Genomic DNA, 17,301 nt, shown 5'->3' on the forward strand with positions numbered 1-17,301 from the left:
CCATGAGCAAGACCGAAGCCCCCGAGGGACAGTCCGACCTCGGCGCCGCGGGCGAGCAGCTTTCGACCGCCCCCCGGGAGGAGTCGCCGAACCTCCCCTCCCTCGGCGTCATCGGCTGGCTCCGCTGGTTCTGGCGGCAGCTCACCTCGATGCGGGTCGCGCTGATCCTGCTCCTGCTGCTGTCGCTCGGCGCGATCCCCGGCTCGCTGATCCCGCAGAGCAACGTGGACGAGCTGAAGGTCCAGGACTTCATGGACCGGCACACCACGCTCGGCCCGCTCTACGACAAGCTCCAGCTCTTCGACGTCTACAGCTCGGTGTGGTTCTCCGCGATCTACATCCTGCTCTTCGTCTCCCTCATCGGCTGCATCGTGCCCCGCACCTGGCAGTTCGTCGGCCAGCTCCGCGGCCGCCCGCCGGGCGCCCCCAAGAAGCTGACGCGCCTGCCCGCGTACACGACCTGGCGCACCGGGGCCGAGCCCGAGCAGGTGCACGAGGCCGCGCTCGCACTGCTCAAGCAGCGGCGCTTCCGGGCGGACCTCACCGCGAACTCGGTCGCCGCCGAGAAGGGCTATCTGCGCGAGGCCGGCAACCTCGTCTTCCACGTCGCGCTGATCGTGATGCTGATCGCCTTCGCCGCCGGGCAGCTCCTCAAGTCCGAGGGCGGCAAGCTGATCATGGAGGGTGACGGCTTCTCCAACACCCTCAGCCAGTACGACGACTTCAAGTCCGGCAGCCTCTTCGACACCGACGACCTGGCGCCGTTCAGCTTCAAGCTCGACGACTTCGAGGGGACGTACGAGAAGTCGGGCCCCAACCGCGGCACGCCCCGCACCTACCGGGCGAACGTCACCTACAGCGAGGGCGCCGACGGCCCCGAGAAGAAGCAGGCCATCGAGGTCAACAAGCCGCTGGAGGTCGACGGCTCGAAGGTCTACCTCATCGGCCACGGCTACGCCCCCAAGGTCACCGTCAGGGACCCCAAGGGCGAGGTCATCTACGAGGCCGCCGTGCCGCTGCTGCCCATCGACCAGAACGGCACCGCGACCGGCGCCATCAAGGTCCTGGACAACTACAAGAACAAGAGCGGCAAGAAGGAGCAGCTCGGCTTCAACGCCTTCTTCGTGCCGACCTTCGCGGGCGAGGGCAAGGGCCAGATGTTCTCGCAGTTCCCCGCGCCCGACTTCCCGGTGCTCGCGCTGTCCGCGTACCACGGCAGCCTGGGCGTCGACTCCGGTGTCCCGCAGAACGTGTACCAGCTGGACACCCGGAAGATGACCAAGTTCAAGGACGCCCAGGGCGAGCTGTTCAAGAAGCGGCTGCTGCCCGGCGAGACCATGAAGCTGCCGAACGGCGCCGGGTCGATCACCTTCGAGAAGGACCTCAAGGAGTGGGCGACCTTCCAGATCTCGCAGGAGCCCGGCTCCGTGTGGGCGCTGGGCGGCGCGGTCGCCGCGATCGCGGGCCTCGCCGGATCGCTGTTCATCCAGCGCCGCCGCGTGTGGGTGCGCGCGGTGCGGGGCGCCGACGGCGTCACCGTCGTCGAGATGGCGGGGCTCGGCCGCAGCGAGTCCTCGAAGCTCCCCGAGGAACTGTCCGACCTCGCCGCCCACCTGCACGAGAAGGCGCCGAGCGCGCCCGATGCGGACCCAGACCCGGACGCGGAAGCCGCCTCCGACGCCGACCCCGATGTTGTTCCTGCCGAAGGGGCTGAGAAGTGAATCTCGCCACCACCCTGGCCGCCGAACCGAATGAGGACCTCGCGCACATCAGCAATGTGCTGATCTACTCCGCGATGGCCGTCTACCTCCTGGCCTTCTTCGCACACATGGCGGAGTGGCTCTTCGGCAGCCGCAGCAAGGTCGCCCGCACCGCAGCCGCGCTCACCCCGAGCAAGACCGCGGCGGCGGCGCCCGCGGTGACCACCAAGGCCAAGGGCGGTACCGCCACCCTGGAGCGGCCCCAGGTCGTCACGCGGTCGGTCACCGGTGCGCGCGACGTGCCGGACGGGCCCGGCGCCGCGGCGGGCGACGAGAAGGGCGACCTGTACGGCCGTATCGCGGTCTCCCTCACCGTCCTCGCGTTCCTGCTGGAGTTCGGCGGTGTGCTCACCCGCGCCCTGTCGGTGCAGCGGGCGCCGTGGGGCAACATGTACGAGTTCAGCATCACCTTCTCCACGGTCGCCGTCGGCGTCTACCTGGTGCTGATGGCGCTGAAGAAGAACATCGCCTGGCTCGGCCTGCCCCTGGTGACGACGATCCTGCTCGACCTCGGTCTCGCCGTCACCGTCCTGTACACCTCCAGCGACCAGCTGGTCCCGGCCCTGCACTCGTACTGGCTGTGGATCCACGTCTCCACGGCGATCTTCTGCGGCGCGGTCTTCTACGTCGGCTTCGTCGCGACGATGCTCTACCTCTTCCGGGACAGCTACGAGGCGAAGCTCCAGAGCGGCGGGCGGCCCGGCAAGTTCGCCACGTCCGTGCTGGAGCGGCTGCCGGCCGCCGCCTCGCTCGACAAGTTCTCGTACCGCCTGAACGCGGCGATCTTCCCGCTGTGGACGTTCACGATCATCGCGGGCGCGATCTGGGCGGGCGACGCCTGGGGCCGCTACTGGGGCTGGGACCCCAAGGAGGTCTGGTCCTTCATCACCTGGGTCGCCTACGCCTGCTACCTGCACGCCCGCGCGACGGCCGGCTGGAAGGGCCGCAAGGCCGCCTACCTGGCCCTGATCGCCTTCGGCTGCTGGCTCTTCAACTACTACGGCGTGAACATCTTCGTCACCGGCAAGCACTCGTACGCCGGGGTCTGACACACGTTCCGCACCCCGCCGCGTGCACAAGGGGTGCGGAATGGCCCCCACCGGGCCACGCTGGAGCCATGACCGCGACGATCGGGCAGGGCACAGGACGGGCCGAGGGCTCCACCCAGCACCTGCACTACGAGCTGCACCTTCCCCACCCTGTGGACAAGGTCTGGGCGGCGGTGGCCACCCCCGGCGGTCTGCCGGGGTGGCTGGCCGCCGCCGACGTGTTCGAGCCCCGGCTCGGCGGCGCCATCACGCTGCGCTGGCTGAACGGCGCGCAGGACCCCGAGCACTCCGTGCACTCCGGGCACATCACGGCCTGGGACCCGGACGTCGTCGCCGAGTACACGATCGACCTGCACGGCCGGTGCCGCTTCCACCTCGAACCGGCGGCCGGAGACGAAGGCACCACGCTGCGCTTCACCAACGAGTTCGACGGCGACGACGCGCTGCGCCTCGACTGCCTCGCCGGCTGGCACGACCACTTCGAGCTGCTCGTCGAGGCGCTCCAAGGCCGCCCCGAGGACTGGCCGACGTGGACCCCGGACCGCTGGCGTGAGCTGCGCGAGGGGTACGCCGCCGCGGAGGCCGCACCTAAGGATTGACCCCCGTGCCGTCCTCCACCGCGATCGCGTCGAGCTGCTTGCGCAGATACGTGTGCGAGTCGATGCCCCGGACGTCCGTGCCCGGGTCGCACTCGTAGAAGTACACGAGGGACATCAGCTCCTCGGCGGGCGGTTCGGCGGGCGGCGGCAGTACGCGATGCCGGCCGGACTGCCAGCGGCCGCCGGTCCAGCGCGCCATCAGGTCGCCGATGTTGACCGTGAGCGCCGCCGGGTCGAACGGCGCGTCCTGCCAGCCGCCCTCGTCCGTGAACACCTGGAGCCCGCCCCGGCCGGCCTGCCGGTCGAGGACCGTCACCGTGCCGAAGTCGGTGTGCGGGCCGATGCGGAACTGGCCCGGCTCGGGCTCGCCCACGGTGTCCCGCCCCGGATACCAGTTGATGTTGAAGCCCCAGGTCGGGTGCCCGGTGTGACGGGTGAAGAAGTCCTCGTCCTCGCCGAGCGCGACGGCGAGCAGTTCGAGGAGGCGGTCGGCGAGCGACCGCGTCTGCCGCAGGTACGTCTCCACGAGGCCCCGCAGCCCGGGGACCTCGCCCGGCCAGGTGTTCGGCGCGAACCACTCGGCGTCGACCGCCGCGTCCCCGGTCGGCTCGTCGGCGGCGAAGGACAGCGACTCCTTGAGGTCCGGGGGAGCGGCCGTGCCCTCCGCGTAGCTGTTGGCCTCCGCGCCGGGCCCGAGCCAGCCGCGCCCGCCGACCTTCACCGCGTAGGGCCGCTTCACCTCGGCGGGCAGCAGGAAGAAGCCGCGGGCCGACTCCCTGATCGCCGTACGCAGGCCGGGGTCGACACCGTGCCCGGTCACCAGGAGGAAACCGGCGGTGCGCAGGGCCGCGTCGACGGTGCGCGCCGTCCGCGCACGGGCCTCGGGGTCGCCGGACAGCCACGGCCGCAGGTCGACGGTGGGGATACGGGGGGTGCCCGATGCGCTGCTCATGACTCCCATCGTGCCCACGCGAGCCGTCGGTCAGGCGTCATCGACAGCGCCGATCGGCCCATCGGAAGGACGCCCCGGCACCGCGTGGACCTGCGCCTTCGCCCGCTCGTACGTTCCTGCCATGACCTCAAGGAACGCTTCCGAGAACAAGGGCACGGCCCAGCTCACCGCCGCCATGATGCTCTCCGGCACCCTCGGCGTCTTCGTCGTCGAGTCCGGCGCCAGCGCCTTCAACGTCGTCTTCTTCCGCGTCCTGTTCGGCGCCCTCGCCCTCGGCGCGTACGCCGTCGCCCGCGGCTACTTCCGCGACCACGGGCTCACGCCCAAGAGGCTCGGACTCGCCGCGCTCGGCGGCCTGTTCATCGTCTTCAACTGGGTGTTCCTCTTCAAGGCGTACGAGGCCACCTCGATCTCCCTGGCCACCGTCGTCTACCACACGCAGCCCTTCTTCCTGGTGCTGCTCAGCGCCCTCGTCCTGCGCGAGCGCCTGACCCGGTCCCAACTGGGCTGGCTGGCCGCCGCGTTCGCCGGCCTCGTGCTGGTCTCGGGGGTGCGCCCCGGCGACACCGGTTCCCTCGCGGGCATCGGGCTCGCGCTCCTCGCCGCCGTCCTCTACGCCCTCTCCACCCTCGTCACCAAGCGCGTCACGGGCGTACGCCCCCACCTGATCGCCCTGGTCCAGGTCCTGGTCGGCATCCCGCTGCTCCTGCCCTTCACCGACTTCGGCGCGATGCGCGGCACCGGCACCGGCTGGGCCTGGCTCGTCGGCCTCGGGGTGATCCACACCGGTCTGATGTACGTCCTGATGTACGCGGCGTACGCGAAGCTCCCCACGCCCAAGATCGCCGTACTCGCCTTCACCTACCCGGCGGTCGCGATGGTCGCCGACTGGGCGGTCTACGGCCGCCACATCGGGCTCGTCCAGGCGCTCGGCGTCCCGCTGATCGTCCTGGCGAGCCTCAAGGTGACCCTGGCGCCGGGGACGCGCTCTGCTCCCGCACGAGCCGCACGGCCTGCTCCACGAACAGCCGGACATGCACCGGAAGCCGCTTCCCCGACCGCCACGCGAGCTGCGTCCACAACGTGAACGGCGGCTCCCAGGGCAGCCGCACGAGGGTGCCCGCAGCCAGCTCCCGCGCCACCGCCACGGCCGGCAGCAGCGCCACTCCGAGCCCGCCCGCCACGCCCTGCTTGGTCGCCTCGATCGTGCCGAACTCCATGAACGGCGGGGGCTGACCGGTCCGCTCCCGCAGCTCCGCCTCGAACAGATCCCGGTAGGGGCAGCCCGGCTCGGTGCCGACGAGCTGCACCGCCGTCAGATCGGCCGTGGCGAGCGCGCCCGCCGCGCCCGCCGCGCGCGTCGCCAGCGGATGACCGGGGGCGCAGACCAGGACCAGCGGCTCCTCGGCGAGGACCTCGCTCTCCAGGCCCTGGTGCTCGGTCCCCGGCTCCATCAGGAAGCCCACGTCGTACGTCCCCTGCCGCAGCGCCTGCCGGGTCTCGTCGCCCAGCGTGGGGCGCAGCGAGAGCCGCACCTTCGGGTAGCGGTGGTGGAAGAGTTCGAGGAGCGGCGGCAGCCGGTAGGAGGTCAGGGACTCCATGGTGCCGACCGCGATCGCCCCGGACGGTTCGCCGGCGCCGACGACCGCGGCCCGCGCCTCGTCGGTCAGCTCGATGATCTGCCGGGCGTAGGGCAGCAGTCGCGTCCCCGCCTCGGTCAGGCGGATGCGGCTGCCGAGCCGGTCGAAGAGTTCCGTGCCGAGGGAGGACTCCAGGGAGCGGATCTGACTGGTCACGCTGGACTGCGCGTACGCCAGTTCGGTGGCGGCCCGGGTGAAGCTGAGGACGGTGGCGACCTTCTCGAAGGTCACGAGCAGCCGTAGCTCCATCAGCCGTCGGTGCCCTTGTCCTTCTTGTCCTCGCCCGGGTCCTTGTCCTCGTCCCTGAGGGACTTCAGGAACTCGGGGTTGTCGTCGGGCGCGACCCAGCGCGTGCGGCCCGTACGTCCCCGCGCGGTACCGGTGCCCGGCGCGTGCCGCACCTTGCCCGTGACGAACCAGGCGATCGGGCCGAGCAGCACCTCGCCGAAGAGCAGCACGATGATGACCCACACCACCTTGGGCAGATGCCTGACCTCCTTCTCGGGAGTGTTCAGGACATCGATGAAGGCGTAGATCCACACTGCCAGGACCAGCAGGAACGGCAGATACCTGAGCATGGTGGCGCGATCCCCCAAGCGGTGACGGCGGGAGGCGTGCGAGCCCCCGGTGACGGGGCCAGGGTAGCCGGTGCCGGATACTGGAACGCATGGCTTACGACGATCTTCGCTCCCTGCTCCGTGCACTGGAGCGCGAGGGCGATCTCAAGCGCATCAAGGCCGAGGTCGACCCGTACCTGGAGGTCGGTGAGATCGTCGACCGGGTGCAGAAGGCCGGCGGCCCCGCGCTCCTCTTCGAGAACGTCAAGGGCTCCGCGATGCCCCTGGCGATGAACGTGTACGGGACGGACCGGCGCCTGCTGAAGGCGCTCGGCCTGAAGTCGTACGGCGAGATCAGCGAGAAGATCGGCGGTCTGCTCAAGCCGGAGCTGCCGCAGGGCTTCGTCGGCGTCCGCGAGGCGTTCGGGAAGCTCGGCGCGATGACGCACGTACCGCCGAAGAAGGTGAAGTCGGAGAGCGCCCCCGTCCAGGAGGTGGTCCTGACCGGCGACGACGTCGACCTGGAGCAGCTGCCCGCGCTCTTCACCTGGCCCGAGGACGGCGGCTCCTTCTTCAACCTCGGTCTGACCCACACCAAGGACCCCGACACCGGGGTGCGCAACCTCGGCCTGTACCGCCTCCAGCGCCACGACAGGCGCACCATCGGCATGCACTGGCAGATCCACAAGGACAGCCGCAACCACTACCAGGTGGCCGCCCGCAGGGGCGAGAAGCTGCCCGTCGCGATCGCCTTCGGCTGCCCGCCGGCCGTCACGTACGCCTCGACGGCGCCGCTGCCCGGTGACATGGACGAGTACATGCTGGCCGGGTTCATCCAGGGCAAGCGCGTCGAGATGGTCGACTGCAAGACGGTCCCGCTCCAGGTGCCGGCGCACGCGGAGGTCGTCATCGAGGGCTGGCTGGAGCCCGGCGAGATGCTTCCCGAGGGCCCCTTCGGCGACCACACCGGCTTCTACACGCCGCAGGAGCCGTTCCCCGCACTGAAGATCGACTGCGTGACGATGCGGAGGCGGCCGCTGCTCCAGTCGATCGTGGTCGGCCGCCCGCCGACGGAGGACGGCCCGCTGGGCCGCGCGACGGAGAGGTTCTTCCTCCCCCTCCTCAAGGTGATCGTCCCGGACATCGTCGACTACCACCTTCCGGAGTCGGGCGGCTTCCACAACTGCGCGATCGTCTCGATCGACAAGAAGTACCCGAAGCACGCGCAGAAGGTCATGCACGCCATCTGGGGCGCGCACATGATGTCCCTGACGAAGCTGATCGTCGTCGTGGACAAGGACTGTGACGTCCACGACCTGCACGAGGTGTCCTGGCGGGCCCTCGGCAACACCGACTACGCCCGTGACCTCACCGTCGTCGAGGGCCCGGTCGACCACCTCGACCACGCCTCCTACCAGCAGTTCTGGGGCGGCAAGGCGGGCATAGACGCCACGCGGAAGCTGCCCGAGGAGGGCTACACACGGGACGGGGGCTGGCCCGAGATGGTGGTGTCCGATCCGGAGACCGCCTCGAAGGTCGACCGCCGCTGGAAGGAGTACGGACTGTGAGCAGCGCCTCCGCAGCGATCCCCCAGCCGGGGCGCACCAAAGCGTTTCTCAGGCTCGTCATGATCGAGCACTCCGTCTTCGCGCTGCCCTTCGCCTACATCGCCTCCCTGTCCGCGATGTTCCAGCTGGACAAGGACATCCACTGGGGGCGGCTGCTCCTGGTCACCATCTGCATGGTGGGGCTGCGGACGTTCGCCATGGCGGCGAACCGCATCATCGACCGCGAGATCGACGCCCGTAACCCGCGCACCGCCCACCGCGAGCTGGTGACGGGCGCGGTGTCCGTGAAGTCCGCGTGGACGGGCGCGCTGATCGCGCTCGCCGTGTTCCTCGGCGCGGCCGCCCTGCTCAACCCGCTGTGTCTGGCGCTCGCGCCCGTCGCGGTGATCCCGATGGTCGTCTATCCGTACGGCAAGCGGTTCACGAACTTCCCGCAGGCGATCCTCGGCCTCGCCCAGGCGATGGGCCCGGTCGGCGCCTGGATCGCGATCACCGGTGAGTGGTCGTGGCAGGCCGTGATCCTCGGGCTCGCGGTGGGTGTCTGGATCGGCGGGTTCGATCTGATCTACGCCTGTCAGGACGTGGAGACCGACCGCGAGGTCGGCGTGATGTCGGTGCCCGCGCGGTTCGGCATCCCGGCCGCGATTCGGGGCGCGCGCGGCTGCCACCTGGTGACCACGGGCCTCTTCGCCTGGTACGCCGCGTCCACCGGCGCGGGGGTGTTCTTCTGGCTCGGTCTCGCGATCGTGGCGGGTGCCTTCGTGTACGAGCACTCCATCGTGAAGCCGCACGACCTGTCCCGGCTCAACCGCGCCTTCTTCCAGGTGAACGGCTTCATCGGCATCGCCCTCTTCGTCTGTGCGCTGCTCGATCTGCTCGTGCGCGGGCTCACGGTCTAGGCTGCACAGCGTGAAGGCAGGAGATACGCGGCGTAAGCCTTGGATCGTGGGGGTGTCGGGCGCCTCGGGGACCCCGTACGCCGCCTCCGTGCTGCGCGCGCTGCTCGCGGCGGGCGAGGGCGTGGACCTCGTCGTGTCGCGTGCCTCGCGGCTGACGCTGCTCGACGAGACCGGCATCTCCTTCCGGGACGCGCACTGGCGGGACGATCTGCGGCAGTGGCTCGCGCGCGGCGCGGACGGGAAGCCGGACACCTTCGACGTGCCGTCGCGGACGCTGGACGACGTGCGGTACTGGGCGGCCGGTGATCTCGCGGCGGGCCCGTCGTCGGGGTCGTACGCGACGAAGGGGATGCTGATCGTGCCGGCGTCCACGGCGTGCGTGGCCGGGGTGGCGCTCGGTCTCTCGAAGGACCTGCTCCAGCGGTCGGCGAGCGTGACGCTCAAGGAAGGCCGACGGCTCGTGGTCTGCGTACGCGAGACTCCGCTGAACGGTCAGACGCTGAAGCACTTGGTGAGCCTGGACGAGGCGGGCGCGAGTGTGCTGCCCGCCTCTCCGGCGTTCTACGCGGGGGCGACGCACATCCAGGATCTGGTGGACTTCGTCGCCGGGCGGGTGCTGGACGCGGCGGGTGTGCCGCACAGCCTGTACCGCCGGTGGAAAGGGGAGCTGGGGGGCGCTTCCAGTGCCGACTGAGCGTGCCCCCGAAGGGGCGCGGGGAACTGCGCGAGCAACCAGGACGAACCCGCAGTCGGCACCGCCCCTCCACCCCAACGGTGGGACTACCGCTTCTTGGCGCCCCGCAGCTTCCAAGTGGCCTTCCGCGGCGCCGCAACATTCGCACGCGAGCGGTTGGCCATGTCCTGGAGCTCGCGCATACGGGCGTAGGCCATCTCGATCGAGTACACGGTGTGACTCACTCCTGAAGGATCGTCGTTGATCTGCTGAGATTGAGAAAGATTCACAGGGTGTAGACCCTGTTGCGCCTTAGATTCTACACATAGACTCGCGGTATCGCTGAATAATGAAAGGCATCGCACCTATGGACGCCGTGGACAGGCAGCTCATCCAGGCCCTGCGGGAGAACGGCCGGGCCTCGTACGCCGAACTCGGGCGGCTCGTGGGCCTCTCCGGGCCGAGCGTCACGGACCGGATCAACCGCCTCGAAGCGGCCGGTGTCATCACCGGCTACCGCGCGACCGTCGACTCCGCGTCGCTGGGCCTCGGCGTCATCGCCCTCATCGGCATCTCGCTCTCGGACGCCGCCGACCACGAGGACGTGGCGCGACGCCTGAAGGACCTGCACGAGATCGAGGACTGCTGGTTCATCGCGGGCGACGACTCGTACATGCTCAAGGTGCGGGCGAGCGACGTGGACGGCCTGGAGAAGACGATCCGCCGGCTCAGCGGCACGCGGGGCGTCTCCCGGACGCGTACGACCATCGTGCTCTCCACGAAGTGGGAGAACAGGGTCGGGGAGCTGCCCGAGGAGGAGTGAGCGGGAGCGGGGGCGTACGGTTGGCGGGAGTTTGTCGTAGGTCGCTGGAGAGGTAAGGGCGAGGGCATGGACGCAGGTCTCAAGCGCGATCTTGAGCAGAAGGTCCGGGACGGTGAGCGGCTGTCCCGCGAGGACGGCATCGCGCTGTACGAGTCGGACGACCTCGCCTGGCTCGGCGGCCTCGCCCACGAGGTCCGTACGCGCAAGAACGGCGACGTCGTGCACTTTAACGTCAACCGTCACCTCAACATGACGAACGTGTGCACCGCGTCGTGCGCGTACTGCTCGTTCCAGCGCAAGCCGGGCGAGAAGGACGCGTACACGATGCGCATCGAGGAGGCCGTCCGCCTCGCCAAGGCGATGGAGGGCGAGAACCTCACCGAGCTGCACATCGTCAACGGCCTGCACCCGAACCTGCCGTGGCGCTACTACCCGCGTTCGCTGAGCGAGCTGAAGAAGGCCCTCCCGAACGTGTCCCTGAAGGCCTTCACGGCCACGGAGATCCACCACTTCGAGACGATCTCCGGCATGTCGGCCTCCGACATCCTGGACGAGCTGATCGAGGCGGGCCTGGAGTCGCTGACCGGCGGCGGCGCGGAGATCTTCGACTGGGAGGTCCGCCAGCACATCGTCGACCACCGCACCCACTGGGAGGACTGGTCGCGCATCCACCGCCTCGCGCACGAGAAGGGTCTGAAGACCCCGTGCACGATGCTGTACGGCCACATCGAGGAGCCGCGTCACCGCGTCGACCACGTCCTTCGCCTGCGTGAGCTCCAGGACGAGACGAACGGCTTCCAGGTCTTCATCCCGCTGCGCTACCAGCACGACTTCGTGGACATGAAGGACGGCAAGGTCAGGAACCGCCTCCAGGCGCGCACGACCATGGCATCCGGCGCCGAGGCGCTGAAGACCTTCGCGGTCTCGCGCCTCCTCTTCGACAACGTCCCGCACGTCAAGGTCTTCTGGGTCATGCACGGCCTGCACACCACGCAGCTCGCGCTCCAGCACGGCGCGGACGACATGGACGGCTCGGTCGTCGAGTACAAGATCACGCACGACGCGGACAACTTCGGCACGCCGAACAAGCTGACCCGCGAGGACCTCCTCGACCTGATCCGCGAGGCCGGCTTCCGTCCGGTCGAGCGGAACACCCGCTACGAGGCGATCCGGGAGTACGAAGGGCCGGACCCGCTGCTGCGCGAGACGCCGCAGGCGATGCGGGTCTGACCCGATGCGGGTCTGACCCCCTTGCCGGGCGCGGGCCCCTCCATGCTTCACTGGAGAGGCTCGTCCAGCTCGGGCCCATTTCGGAACGGAAGAGTGGATTGCCATGCTCCGCTACACGCTGATGCGCCTCGGGATCTTCGTGGGTTGCCTCTTGGTCGTCGGGGGCCTCGTCTACTCCGGGATCCTGCCGCGCGGACTCGGTGACTCGAACGTGCTGTGGGTACTGCTGCTCGCGCTGGTCGTCTCCGCCCCCATCAGCTTCGTGGTGCTCCGCAAGGAGCGTGACCGCGCCTCGGAGCAGGTCGTCGCCAAGGTCGACCGCGCCAAGGCCACCCTGGAGGCGAACCGCACCCAGGAGGACCTCGCGGACGACCTGGCGCGCGCTCAGCGCTCGTAAGCTTCGTCACTCTCACCGGAACCCCGGTCCGGAGCATCCCGCTCCGGGCCGGGGTTCCGTGCGTTTTCCAAGGGCCGGGCGCGGGCCTACCTCAAACAAGACCTTTGATGTTCTCAAAGCACGAGTGTTAACGTGTTCGACATGAAGACAGCAGCAGCGCACCACCACGCCATGAGCGTCCCGCTCGTGGCGCGCCTGCATGTCGACCTCTGCCGCTGCATGTCCGCGGCCTGTCACGTCTGACCGTGACCCCGCCGCAGCGGCCCGCTGACCCTTCGCGGTCGCCGCTCCCGTATGCCCCCACCCTGACTTTCCTCACCGGAGTGTGTCCGTGTCCGCGAATTCCGCGACGCCCGCCGACAAGGCGGGCGACACCGAGAAGCCCGAGTCCCGCTTCCGGATATCCAAGTACCTCAAGATGCCCTTCTGGGCGCAGATCCTCGGCGGCCTGGTCCTCGGCGTGCTGCTCGGCTGGCTCGCCCGCAGCCAGGACATCTCCTGGCTGGTCACCACCCTCTCCAAGGTCGGCGACACCTTCATCGGTCTGCTGAAGCTCGCGGTCGCCCCGCTCGTCTTCTTCGCCATCCTGGTGTCCATCACCAACCTGCGGAAGGTCAACAACGCCGCGCGTCTGGCCACCCGCACCCTGCTGTGGTTCATGATCACGTCGCTGATCGCGGTGGCCATCGGCCTCGCCATCGGCCTGCTCACCAACCCGGGCTCCGGCACCGGCCTCACCCCGAAGGACGGCAAGGCCCCCGACCACGCGGGCTCCTGGATCGACTTCCTGACCGGGATCATCCCGACGGACGTCATCACGCCCTTCACCGAGCTGAACGTGCTCCAGATCGTCTTCATGGCCGCCGTCGCCGGCGTCGCCGTACTGAAGATCGGCGACAAGGCCCAGCCGATCCTGGAACTCTCCGAATCGGTCCTGGCGCTGCTCCAGAAGGCCCTGTGGTGGGTCATCAAGCTCTCCCCGATCGGCACTGTCGGCCTCATCGGCTTCGCCATCGCGGACTACGGCTGGAACCTCATCAGCAAGTACGCGACGTTCACCGCGGACATCTACATCGGCTGCGCCCTGGTGATGTTCGGCGTCTACCCGCTGCTGCTCGCGTTCGTCGCCAAGGTCAACCCGCTCCAGTTCTTCAAGGGCGCCTGGCCCGCGATCCAGCTGGCGTTCGTCTCCCGGTCCTCGGTCGGCACCATGCCGGTCACCCAGAAGGTCACCGAGCGCCTCGGCGTCCCGAAGGAGTACACGTCCTTCGCGGTGCCCTTCGGCGCCACGACCAAGATGGACGGCTGCGCCGCGATCTACCCGTCGATCGCCGCGATCTTCGTCGCGCAGATCTTCGACGTGAACCTCGGCATCAAGGAGTACCTGCTCATCGCGTTCGTGTCGGTGGTGGGCTCGGCGGCGACGGCCGGTCTGACCGGCGCCACGGTCATGCTGACGCTGACCCTCTCCACGCTCGGTCTGCCGATGGAGGGCGTGGGCCTGCTGCTCGCCATCGACCCCGTCCTGGACATGATGCGCACCGCCACGAACGTGGCCGGGCAGGCGCTGGTCCCCGTGATCGTCGCGGCCCGCGAGAAGATCCTCGACCGGGAGGCGTACGAGAGCGCCTCGGCGTCGCCGATCGACGACTTCGACGAGTCGCCGCGGGCGGTGCCCGCGGCCGCGTGAGTCCGCGCGAGCCCGTGTGGGTGTCGTGCCCCGTCCCGGAGTCGCTCCGGGGCGGGGCACTTTCGCGTCCCTCTCCGGTAATCGCTCGCGCGTTCGCGATGACCGTACGCTGACGGATGAACGGGCGGCGTGGGAGCGGGAAGCGCGGGAACGGGGAGTGCGTGAACGGGGAGGCCGGGGTGGGGGAGAAGCGGACGCGCAAGCGGATGCCGCGGGCCGTGCGCGAGCAGCAGATGCTGGACGCGGCGGTGCGGATCTTCGGGCAGCGGGGGTACCGGGCCGCTTCCATGGACGAGATCGCGGAGCTGGCCGGGGTGTCCAAGCCGCTGGTGTACCTGTATCTCAACTCCAAGGAAGATCTGTTCAGCGCCTGCATACGGCGGGAGGCCGCGGCGCTCGTCGCCGCGGTCCGTGACGGGGTGGGCGCGGCCGAGGGGACGAGTGCCGACCGGCAACTGTGGGACGGCCTGCGGGCGTTCTTCACGCACACCGCGGAGCGCCCGGACGGATGGGCGGTGCTGCACAGCCAGGCGCGGACGCAGGGGGAGCCGTTCGCCGCGCTGGTCACCGCGATGCGGGAGGAGATGCTCGCCTACGTGACATCGCTGATCGCGGCGGCGGCGAGCGAGGCCCACGGGGACCCCGCGCCGTCGCAGAGGCAGGTCGCGGGGCTCGCGCAGGCGCTGGTGGGCGCGGCGGAGTCCCTGGCGGACTGGGCCAACAGGGACGACTCGGTCTCGGCGAAGGAGGCGGCGACGACCCTGATGAACTTCGCGTGGGCGGGGCTCGGGGGGCTGGTGGAGGGGCGGGCCCCTACGGCACCGGGGGCAACCCCGGGCAACAGGTGATTACGCAGAGTGAGGAAGCGAGGGTGAGGGGCGGCGCTTAGGGTGGGCCTGGGGGAGATCCCTGGGAGGTCGCTGTGCGGGGAGCTTGTGCAGTCGCCGGTATAGCCGTACTGGCCGTCATGGGAGCGGGCGCACCCGCCCTCGCCCCGGCGGCGAACGGCCACCCCGACCTGTCGCGGTACTACACCCAGAAGATCAAATGGGGCGCCTGCAAGGGCTCGACCGAGGCCATGGCGGACGCCACGGGCCACGCCAAGGACGTCCGGTGCGGCCACGTGACCGTGCCGCTCGACTACGCGAAGCCGTCCACCGGCACGGTGGACGTGGCGATGATCCGCATGAGGTCGAGCGCGAGCGGCAAACCGCGCGGCTCCCTGCTGCTGAACTTCGGCGGTCCCGGCGGTCCCGGCGTCTCCGCGCTCGCCGGATCACAGAAGGAGTTCGGCTTCCTCAGCAAGGGCTACGACGTCGTCTCCTTCGACCCGCGCGGCGTCGGCCTGAGCGACCCCGTCAGCTGCGGCGACGCCGACGGGGACACCGAGCCCGTGGCCGGCGAGGGGGAGGAACCGGCCGCCGTACTCGCCGAGTTGCGCAAGGTCGCCAAGGAGTGCGAGGCCAAGTCCGGGCCCGTCCTGCCGTACATGGGGACCGTCAACGTCTCGCGCGACCTGGACGTCATGCGTCAGGCCCTCGGCGACAAGAAGCTCAACTACCTCGGCTTCTCCTACGGGACGCGGCTCGGCGCCGTCTACGCCGCCCAGTTTCCCAAGAAGGTCGGCCGGATGGTGCTCGACGGCGTGGACACACTGACCGAGCCCGTCGCCGAGCAGTCCCGCGTGACCGCCGAGGGACGCCAGACCGCCCTCGACAACTTCCTCACCTGGTGCACCGGCAACGCGGGCTGCGTCTTCGGTACCGACGCGCGGGGGGCCCGGCAGGGCATGGTCCAGCTCATCCAGGACCTGGACACGATGCCGCTGCGGTCCATGAGCGGCGAGGAGTTCACCGGGCAGGACGTCGTCGGCGTACTCGGTCAGGCCCTGTACAGCAGGCAGGCGTGGCCCGCACTGTCGCAGGCGCTGGGCGCACTGCTCGCGGACGGCGACCCCCGGGCACTGATCCGGATGAGCGGCGGGCTGGCGGGCGGCGTGGGCGGTGGTACGGGCGCGGTGCGTGGCACGGGCGCGGTCGGCGAGGAGACGCCCATGGACAACATGTCCGCCGCCCTCATGGCGGTGAACTGCGCCGACGACCCCGACCGGCCGGACGCCGCACGCATAGAGAAGGAAGTCGGCAAGCTCCAGAGGGAGTTCGAGGAGGCGTCGCCCGTCTTCGGCAAGTCCATGCTGATGCCGGTGCTGCTCTGCTTCGGCCGGCCCCCGGGGACGAGCTTCATCCGCGAGGACGTACGCGACGTGAAGACGCCGAAGCTGCTGCTCGTGGGCACGCGCGGGGACCCCGCGACGCCCTACCGCTGGACGGAGGAGACCGCGCGGCGCCTCGGCCCGCAGGCCGTCGTCCTGGACAACAAGGGGGACGGGCACACCGGTTACCTGGGGTCGAAGTGCGTACAGGACAAGGTGGACGGGTTCCTGCTGTACGGGGAGACGCCCAAGAGTGGCAGCTCCTGCGCGGCCGAGGCGGACTCGGCGCAGTGATCCGAAGCGGCTCCGGGGTGCCGGGGCGTCACTCCTGGCCGGGCGCCAGCCTCAGCATCGCCGCCTCGTCCGGCGTACCCGGCCTGGCCTGGTAGACCACCATGCGCTGGCCGCCCGTCCGGGCCAGCCTCATCATCTCGTACGTGAGGGTCATGCCGCCGACCCGGGGATGCGCGAAGGACTTGGTGCCGCCGCCTCGCTCCCGTACGTCGTAGCGTTCCCAGATGCGGGCGAAGTCCGGTGATTTGAGGAGGAGTTCACCGACGAGGTTGGCCAGCCGCGGCGAGTCCGTGTCCGTGCCGCCGACCGCGCGCAGGTGCGCGACCGACGTGGCGACCGTCTCCTCCCAGGGCTGGTAGAGGGTGCGGCCCACGGGGTGCAGGAAGAGGTAGCGGGTGACGTTGCGCCGCTCGGCGGGCCAGTCCCACAGGCCGGGGAACAGCCCCTTGCCGGGGGCGTTCGCGGCCAGCATGTAGCTGTGCCTGCTCACCACGTACGCGGGCAGCGGGGCCAGCGCCTCCAGCATGCGCAGGGTGGACTCGCGGACCGTCTCGTCGGCGGTGGGCTGCGGTTCGTTGAGGCGGCCCGAGGCCAGTTCGGCCAGCTCGTGCAGGCGCTCGTGGGCGTCGCCCGTCAGACGCAGGGCGCGGGCCAGGGCGTCGACGACCGCGGGGGAGGGGTTCGTCTCCCGGCCGCGCTCCAGGCGCGTGTAGTAGTCGACGCTCACCCCGGCGAGGGTCGCCAGCTCCTCGCGGCGCAGGCCCGGGGTGCGGCGCAGGCCGGTGCCCGCGGGGAGACCGGCGTCGGCGGGGGTGATGCGGGCCCTGCGGGCGCGGAGGTATCTGCCGAGTTCTGTCCCGGTGGTGCCGGCTGTCGTCATCCCGTCATTGTCGCTGGTCGCGGGGGTGCGTGGGGGGCCCTGTCAGGGCCAGGAACAGGGCGGTCTGGTGGGGGTTCC

The 17,301-nt window shown here is 70.0% G+C and carries 17 protein-coding genes and 1 pseudogene; 13 read left to right on the forward strand and 5 right to left on the reverse strand.

The annotated features are described in order from the left end of the window. Positions 1 to 2: 2 nt before the first annotated feature. The 3 genes from resB to CP975_RS20145 all read left to right on the forward strand — a co-directional run bounded on the left by resB (position 3) and on the right by CP975_RS20145 (position 3,408). A complete protein-coding gene (gene resB, locus CP975_RS20135) occupies positions 3 to 1,721 on the forward strand; it encodes a cytochrome c biogenesis protein ResB (RefSeq protein ID WP_055526975.1) in 1,719 nt (572 codons plus the stop codon). Next, the gene (gene ccsB / locus CP975_RS20140; protein ID WP_055526973.1) at positions 1,718 to 2,809 is read left to right on the forward strand and encodes a c-type cytochrome biogenesis protein CcsB; all 1,092 of its coding nucleotides are present in this window, start codon (positions 1,718 to 1,720) and stop codon (positions 2,807 to 2,809) included. The genes resB and ccsB overlap by 4 nt, the downstream gene beginning before the upstream one ends. A gap of 68 nt (positions 2,810 to 2,877) precedes the next feature. Continuing rightward, entirely contained in the window at positions 2,878 to 3,408 is a 531-nt protein-coding gene (locus CP975_RS20145; RefSeq protein WP_055526971.1) for an SRPBCC domain-containing protein, read from the forward strand. On the opposite strand, the gene CP975_RS20150 is transcribed toward CP975_RS20145, so the two are convergent. Beyond that, positions 3,398 to 4,360: an isopenicillin N synthase family dioxygenase gene (locus CP975_RS20150; protein WP_055526969.1), complete on the reverse strand. Its 963-nt coding sequence runs from the start codon at positions 4,358 to 4,360 to the stop codon at positions 3,398 to 3,400. The genes CP975_RS20145 and CP975_RS20150 overlap by 11 nt on opposite strands. Before the next feature lie 121 nt (positions 4,361 to 4,481). Here CP975_RS20150 and CP975_RS20155 point away from each other — a divergent pair, with 121 nt between their 5' ends. After that, positions 4,482 to 5,447, forward strand: coding sequence for a DMT family transporter (locus CP975_RS20155; protein ID WP_055526966.1), 966 nt, complete (start codon positions 4,482 to 4,484; stop codon positions 5,445 to 5,447). On the opposite strand, the pseudogene CP975_RS20160 reads toward CP975_RS20155, so the two are convergent. Continuing rightward, a pseudogene (locus tag CP975_RS20160) lies at positions 5,350 to 6,249 on the reverse strand (LysR family transcriptional regulator); the annotation flags it as partial. The gene CP975_RS20155 and the pseudogene CP975_RS20160 sit on opposite strands and share 98 nt — an antisense overlap. Beyond that, the gene (locus tag CP975_RS20165; protein WP_055526962.1) at positions 6,249 to 6,578 is read right to left on the reverse strand and encodes a PLD nuclease N-terminal domain-containing protein; all 330 of its coding nucleotides are present in this window, start codon (positions 6,576 to 6,578) and stop codon (positions 6,249 to 6,251) included. The gene CP975_RS20165 and the pseudogene CP975_RS20160, both read right to left, overlap by 1 nt. A gap of 89 nt (positions 6,579 to 6,667) precedes the next feature. On the opposite strand from CP975_RS20165, the gene CP975_RS20170 reads away from it, so the two are divergent. Genes CP975_RS20170 through CP975_RS20180 form a run of 3 tightly spaced genes read left to right on the forward strand, consistent with a single transcriptional unit; the run spans position 6,668 to position 9,718 of the window. Then, positions 6,668 to 8,125, forward strand: coding sequence for a menaquinone biosynthesis decarboxylase (locus CP975_RS20170; protein ID WP_055526961.1), 1,458 nt, complete (start codon positions 6,668 to 6,670; stop codon positions 8,123 to 8,125). After that, on the forward strand, positions 8,122 to 9,024 hold the full coding sequence (gene mqnP / locus CP975_RS20175; RefSeq protein ID WP_055526960.1) for a menaquinone biosynthesis prenyltransferase MqnP: 903 nt from the start codon (positions 8,122 to 8,124) through the stop codon (positions 9,022 to 9,024). The genes CP975_RS20170 and mqnP overlap by 4 nt, the downstream gene beginning before the upstream one ends. 1 nt (position 9,025) lies before the next feature. Continuing rightward, positions 9,026 to 9,718, forward strand: a complete 693-nt coding sequence (locus tag CP975_RS20180) for a UbiX family flavin prenyltransferase (protein ID WP_425474326.1) — start codon at positions 9,026 to 9,028, stop codon at positions 9,716 to 9,718. An 86-nt stretch (positions 9,719 to 9,804) separates the two neighbouring features. Here CP975_RS20180 and CP975_RS35085 read toward each other — a convergent pair whose 3' ends face one another. After that, positions 9,805 to 9,942, reverse strand: coding sequence for a hypothetical protein (locus CP975_RS35085; protein WP_167532711.1), 138 nt, complete (start codon positions 9,940 to 9,942; stop codon positions 9,805 to 9,807). Between the two features lie 122 nt (positions 9,943 to 10,064). Between CP975_RS35085 and CP975_RS20185 the strand changes: the two genes are divergently transcribed. From CP975_RS20185 to CP975_RS20210, 6 genes are all read left to right on the forward strand, one after another. After that, complete coding sequence (locus tag CP975_RS20185) at positions 10,065 to 10,520, forward strand: Lrp/AsnC family transcriptional regulator (RefSeq protein WP_030791839.1); 456 nt, start codon at positions 10,065 to 10,067, stop codon at positions 10,518 to 10,520. 66 nt (positions 10,521 to 10,586) lie between these two features. Continuing rightward, complete coding sequence (gene mqnE, locus CP975_RS20190; RefSeq protein WP_055526955.1) at positions 10,587 to 11,750, forward strand: aminofutalosine synthase MqnE; 1,164 nt, start codon at positions 10,587 to 10,589, stop codon at positions 11,748 to 11,750. 103 nt (positions 11,751 to 11,853) lie between these two features. After that, on the forward strand, positions 11,854 to 12,147 hold the full coding sequence (locus CP975_RS20195; protein WP_030791845.1) for a DUF4229 domain-containing protein: 294 nt from the start codon (positions 11,854 to 11,856) through the stop codon (positions 12,145 to 12,147). 331 nt (positions 12,148 to 12,478) lie between these two features. After that, positions 12,479 to 13,837 carry a dicarboxylate/amino acid:cation symporter gene (locus CP975_RS20200; RefSeq protein WP_055526953.1) on the forward strand — a complete coding sequence of 453 codons (1,359 nt, stop codon included), beginning with the start codon at positions 12,479 to 12,481 and terminating at the stop codon, positions 13,835 to 13,837. A gap of 206 nt (positions 13,838 to 14,043) precedes the next feature. Next, positions 14,044 to 14,685: a TetR/AcrR family transcriptional regulator gene (locus CP975_RS20205; protein ID WP_425474327.1), complete on the forward strand. Its 642-nt coding sequence runs from the start codon at positions 14,044 to 14,046 to the stop codon at positions 14,683 to 14,685. A 119-nt stretch (positions 14,686 to 14,804) separates the two neighbouring features. After that, on the forward strand, positions 14,805 to 16,343 hold the full coding sequence (locus CP975_RS20210; protein ID WP_150477198.1) for an alpha/beta hydrolase: 1,539 nt from the start codon (positions 14,805 to 14,807) through the stop codon (positions 16,341 to 16,343). A 28-nt stretch (positions 16,344 to 16,371) separates the two neighbouring features. Here the strand turns inward: CP975_RS20210 and CP975_RS20215 are convergent, their stop codons facing one another. After that, positions 16,372 to 17,223 carry a helix-turn-helix transcriptional regulator gene (locus CP975_RS20215; protein WP_150477199.1) on the reverse strand — a complete coding sequence of 284 codons (852 nt, stop codon included), beginning with the start codon at positions 17,221 to 17,223 and terminating at the stop codon, positions 16,372 to 16,374. Positions 17,224 to 17,301: the final 78 nt, after the last annotated feature.

Origin of the sequence: Streptomyces alboniger (assembly GCF_008704395.1) — a bacterium.
Classification (GTDB): Bacteria; Actinomycetota; Actinomycetes; order Streptomycetales; family Streptomycetaceae; genus Streptomyces; species Streptomyces alboniger.

Bases quoted from the DNA above. Each gene is read 5' to 3' on its own strand.
- resB (WP_055526975.1), top strand. From the start codon at position 3: ATGAGCAAGACCGAAGCCCCCGAGGGACAGTCCGACCTCGGCGCCGCG.
- CP975_RS20210 (WP_150477198.1), top strand. From the start codon at position 14,805: ATGGGAGCGGGCGCACCCGCCCTCGCCCCGGCGGCGAACGGCCACCCC.
- CP975_RS20165 (WP_055526962.1), bottom strand. From the start codon at position 6,578: ATGCTCAGGTATCTGCCGTTCCTGCTGGTCCTGGCAGTGTGGATCTAC.
- CP975_RS20145 (WP_055526971.1), top strand. From the start codon at position 2,878: ATGACCGCGACGATCGGGCAGGGCACAGGACGGGCCGAGGGCTCCACC.
- CP975_RS20155 (WP_055526966.1), top strand. From the start codon at position 4,482: ATGACCTCAAGGAACGCTTCCGAGAACAAGGGCACGGCCCAGCTCACC.
- CP975_RS20185 (WP_030791839.1), top strand. From the start codon at position 10,065: ATGGACGCCGTGGACAGGCAGCTCATCCAGGCCCTGCGGGAGAACGGC.
- CP975_RS20150 (WP_055526969.1), bottom strand. From the start codon at position 4,360: ATGAGCAGCGCATCGGGCACCCCCCGTATCCCCACCGTCGACCTGCGG.
- mqnE (WP_055526955.1), top strand. From the start codon at position 10,587: ATGGACGCAGGTCTCAAGCGCGATCTTGAGCAGAAGGTCCGGGACGGT.
- CP975_RS20195 (WP_030791845.1), top strand. From the start codon at position 11,854: ATGCTCCGCTACACGCTGATGCGCCTCGGGATCTTCGTGGGTTGCCTC.
- CP975_RS20170 (WP_055526961.1), top strand. From the start codon at position 6,668: ATGGCTTACGACGATCTTCGCTCCCTGCTCCGTGCACTGGAGCGCGAG.
- CP975_RS20215 (WP_150477199.1), bottom strand. From the start codon at position 17,223: ATGACGACAGCCGGCACCACCGGGACAGAACTCGGCAGATACCTCCGC.
- CP975_RS20205 (WP_425474327.1), top strand. From the start codon at position 14,044: ATGCCGCGGGCCGTGCGCGAGCAGCAGATGCTGGACGCGGCGGTGCGG.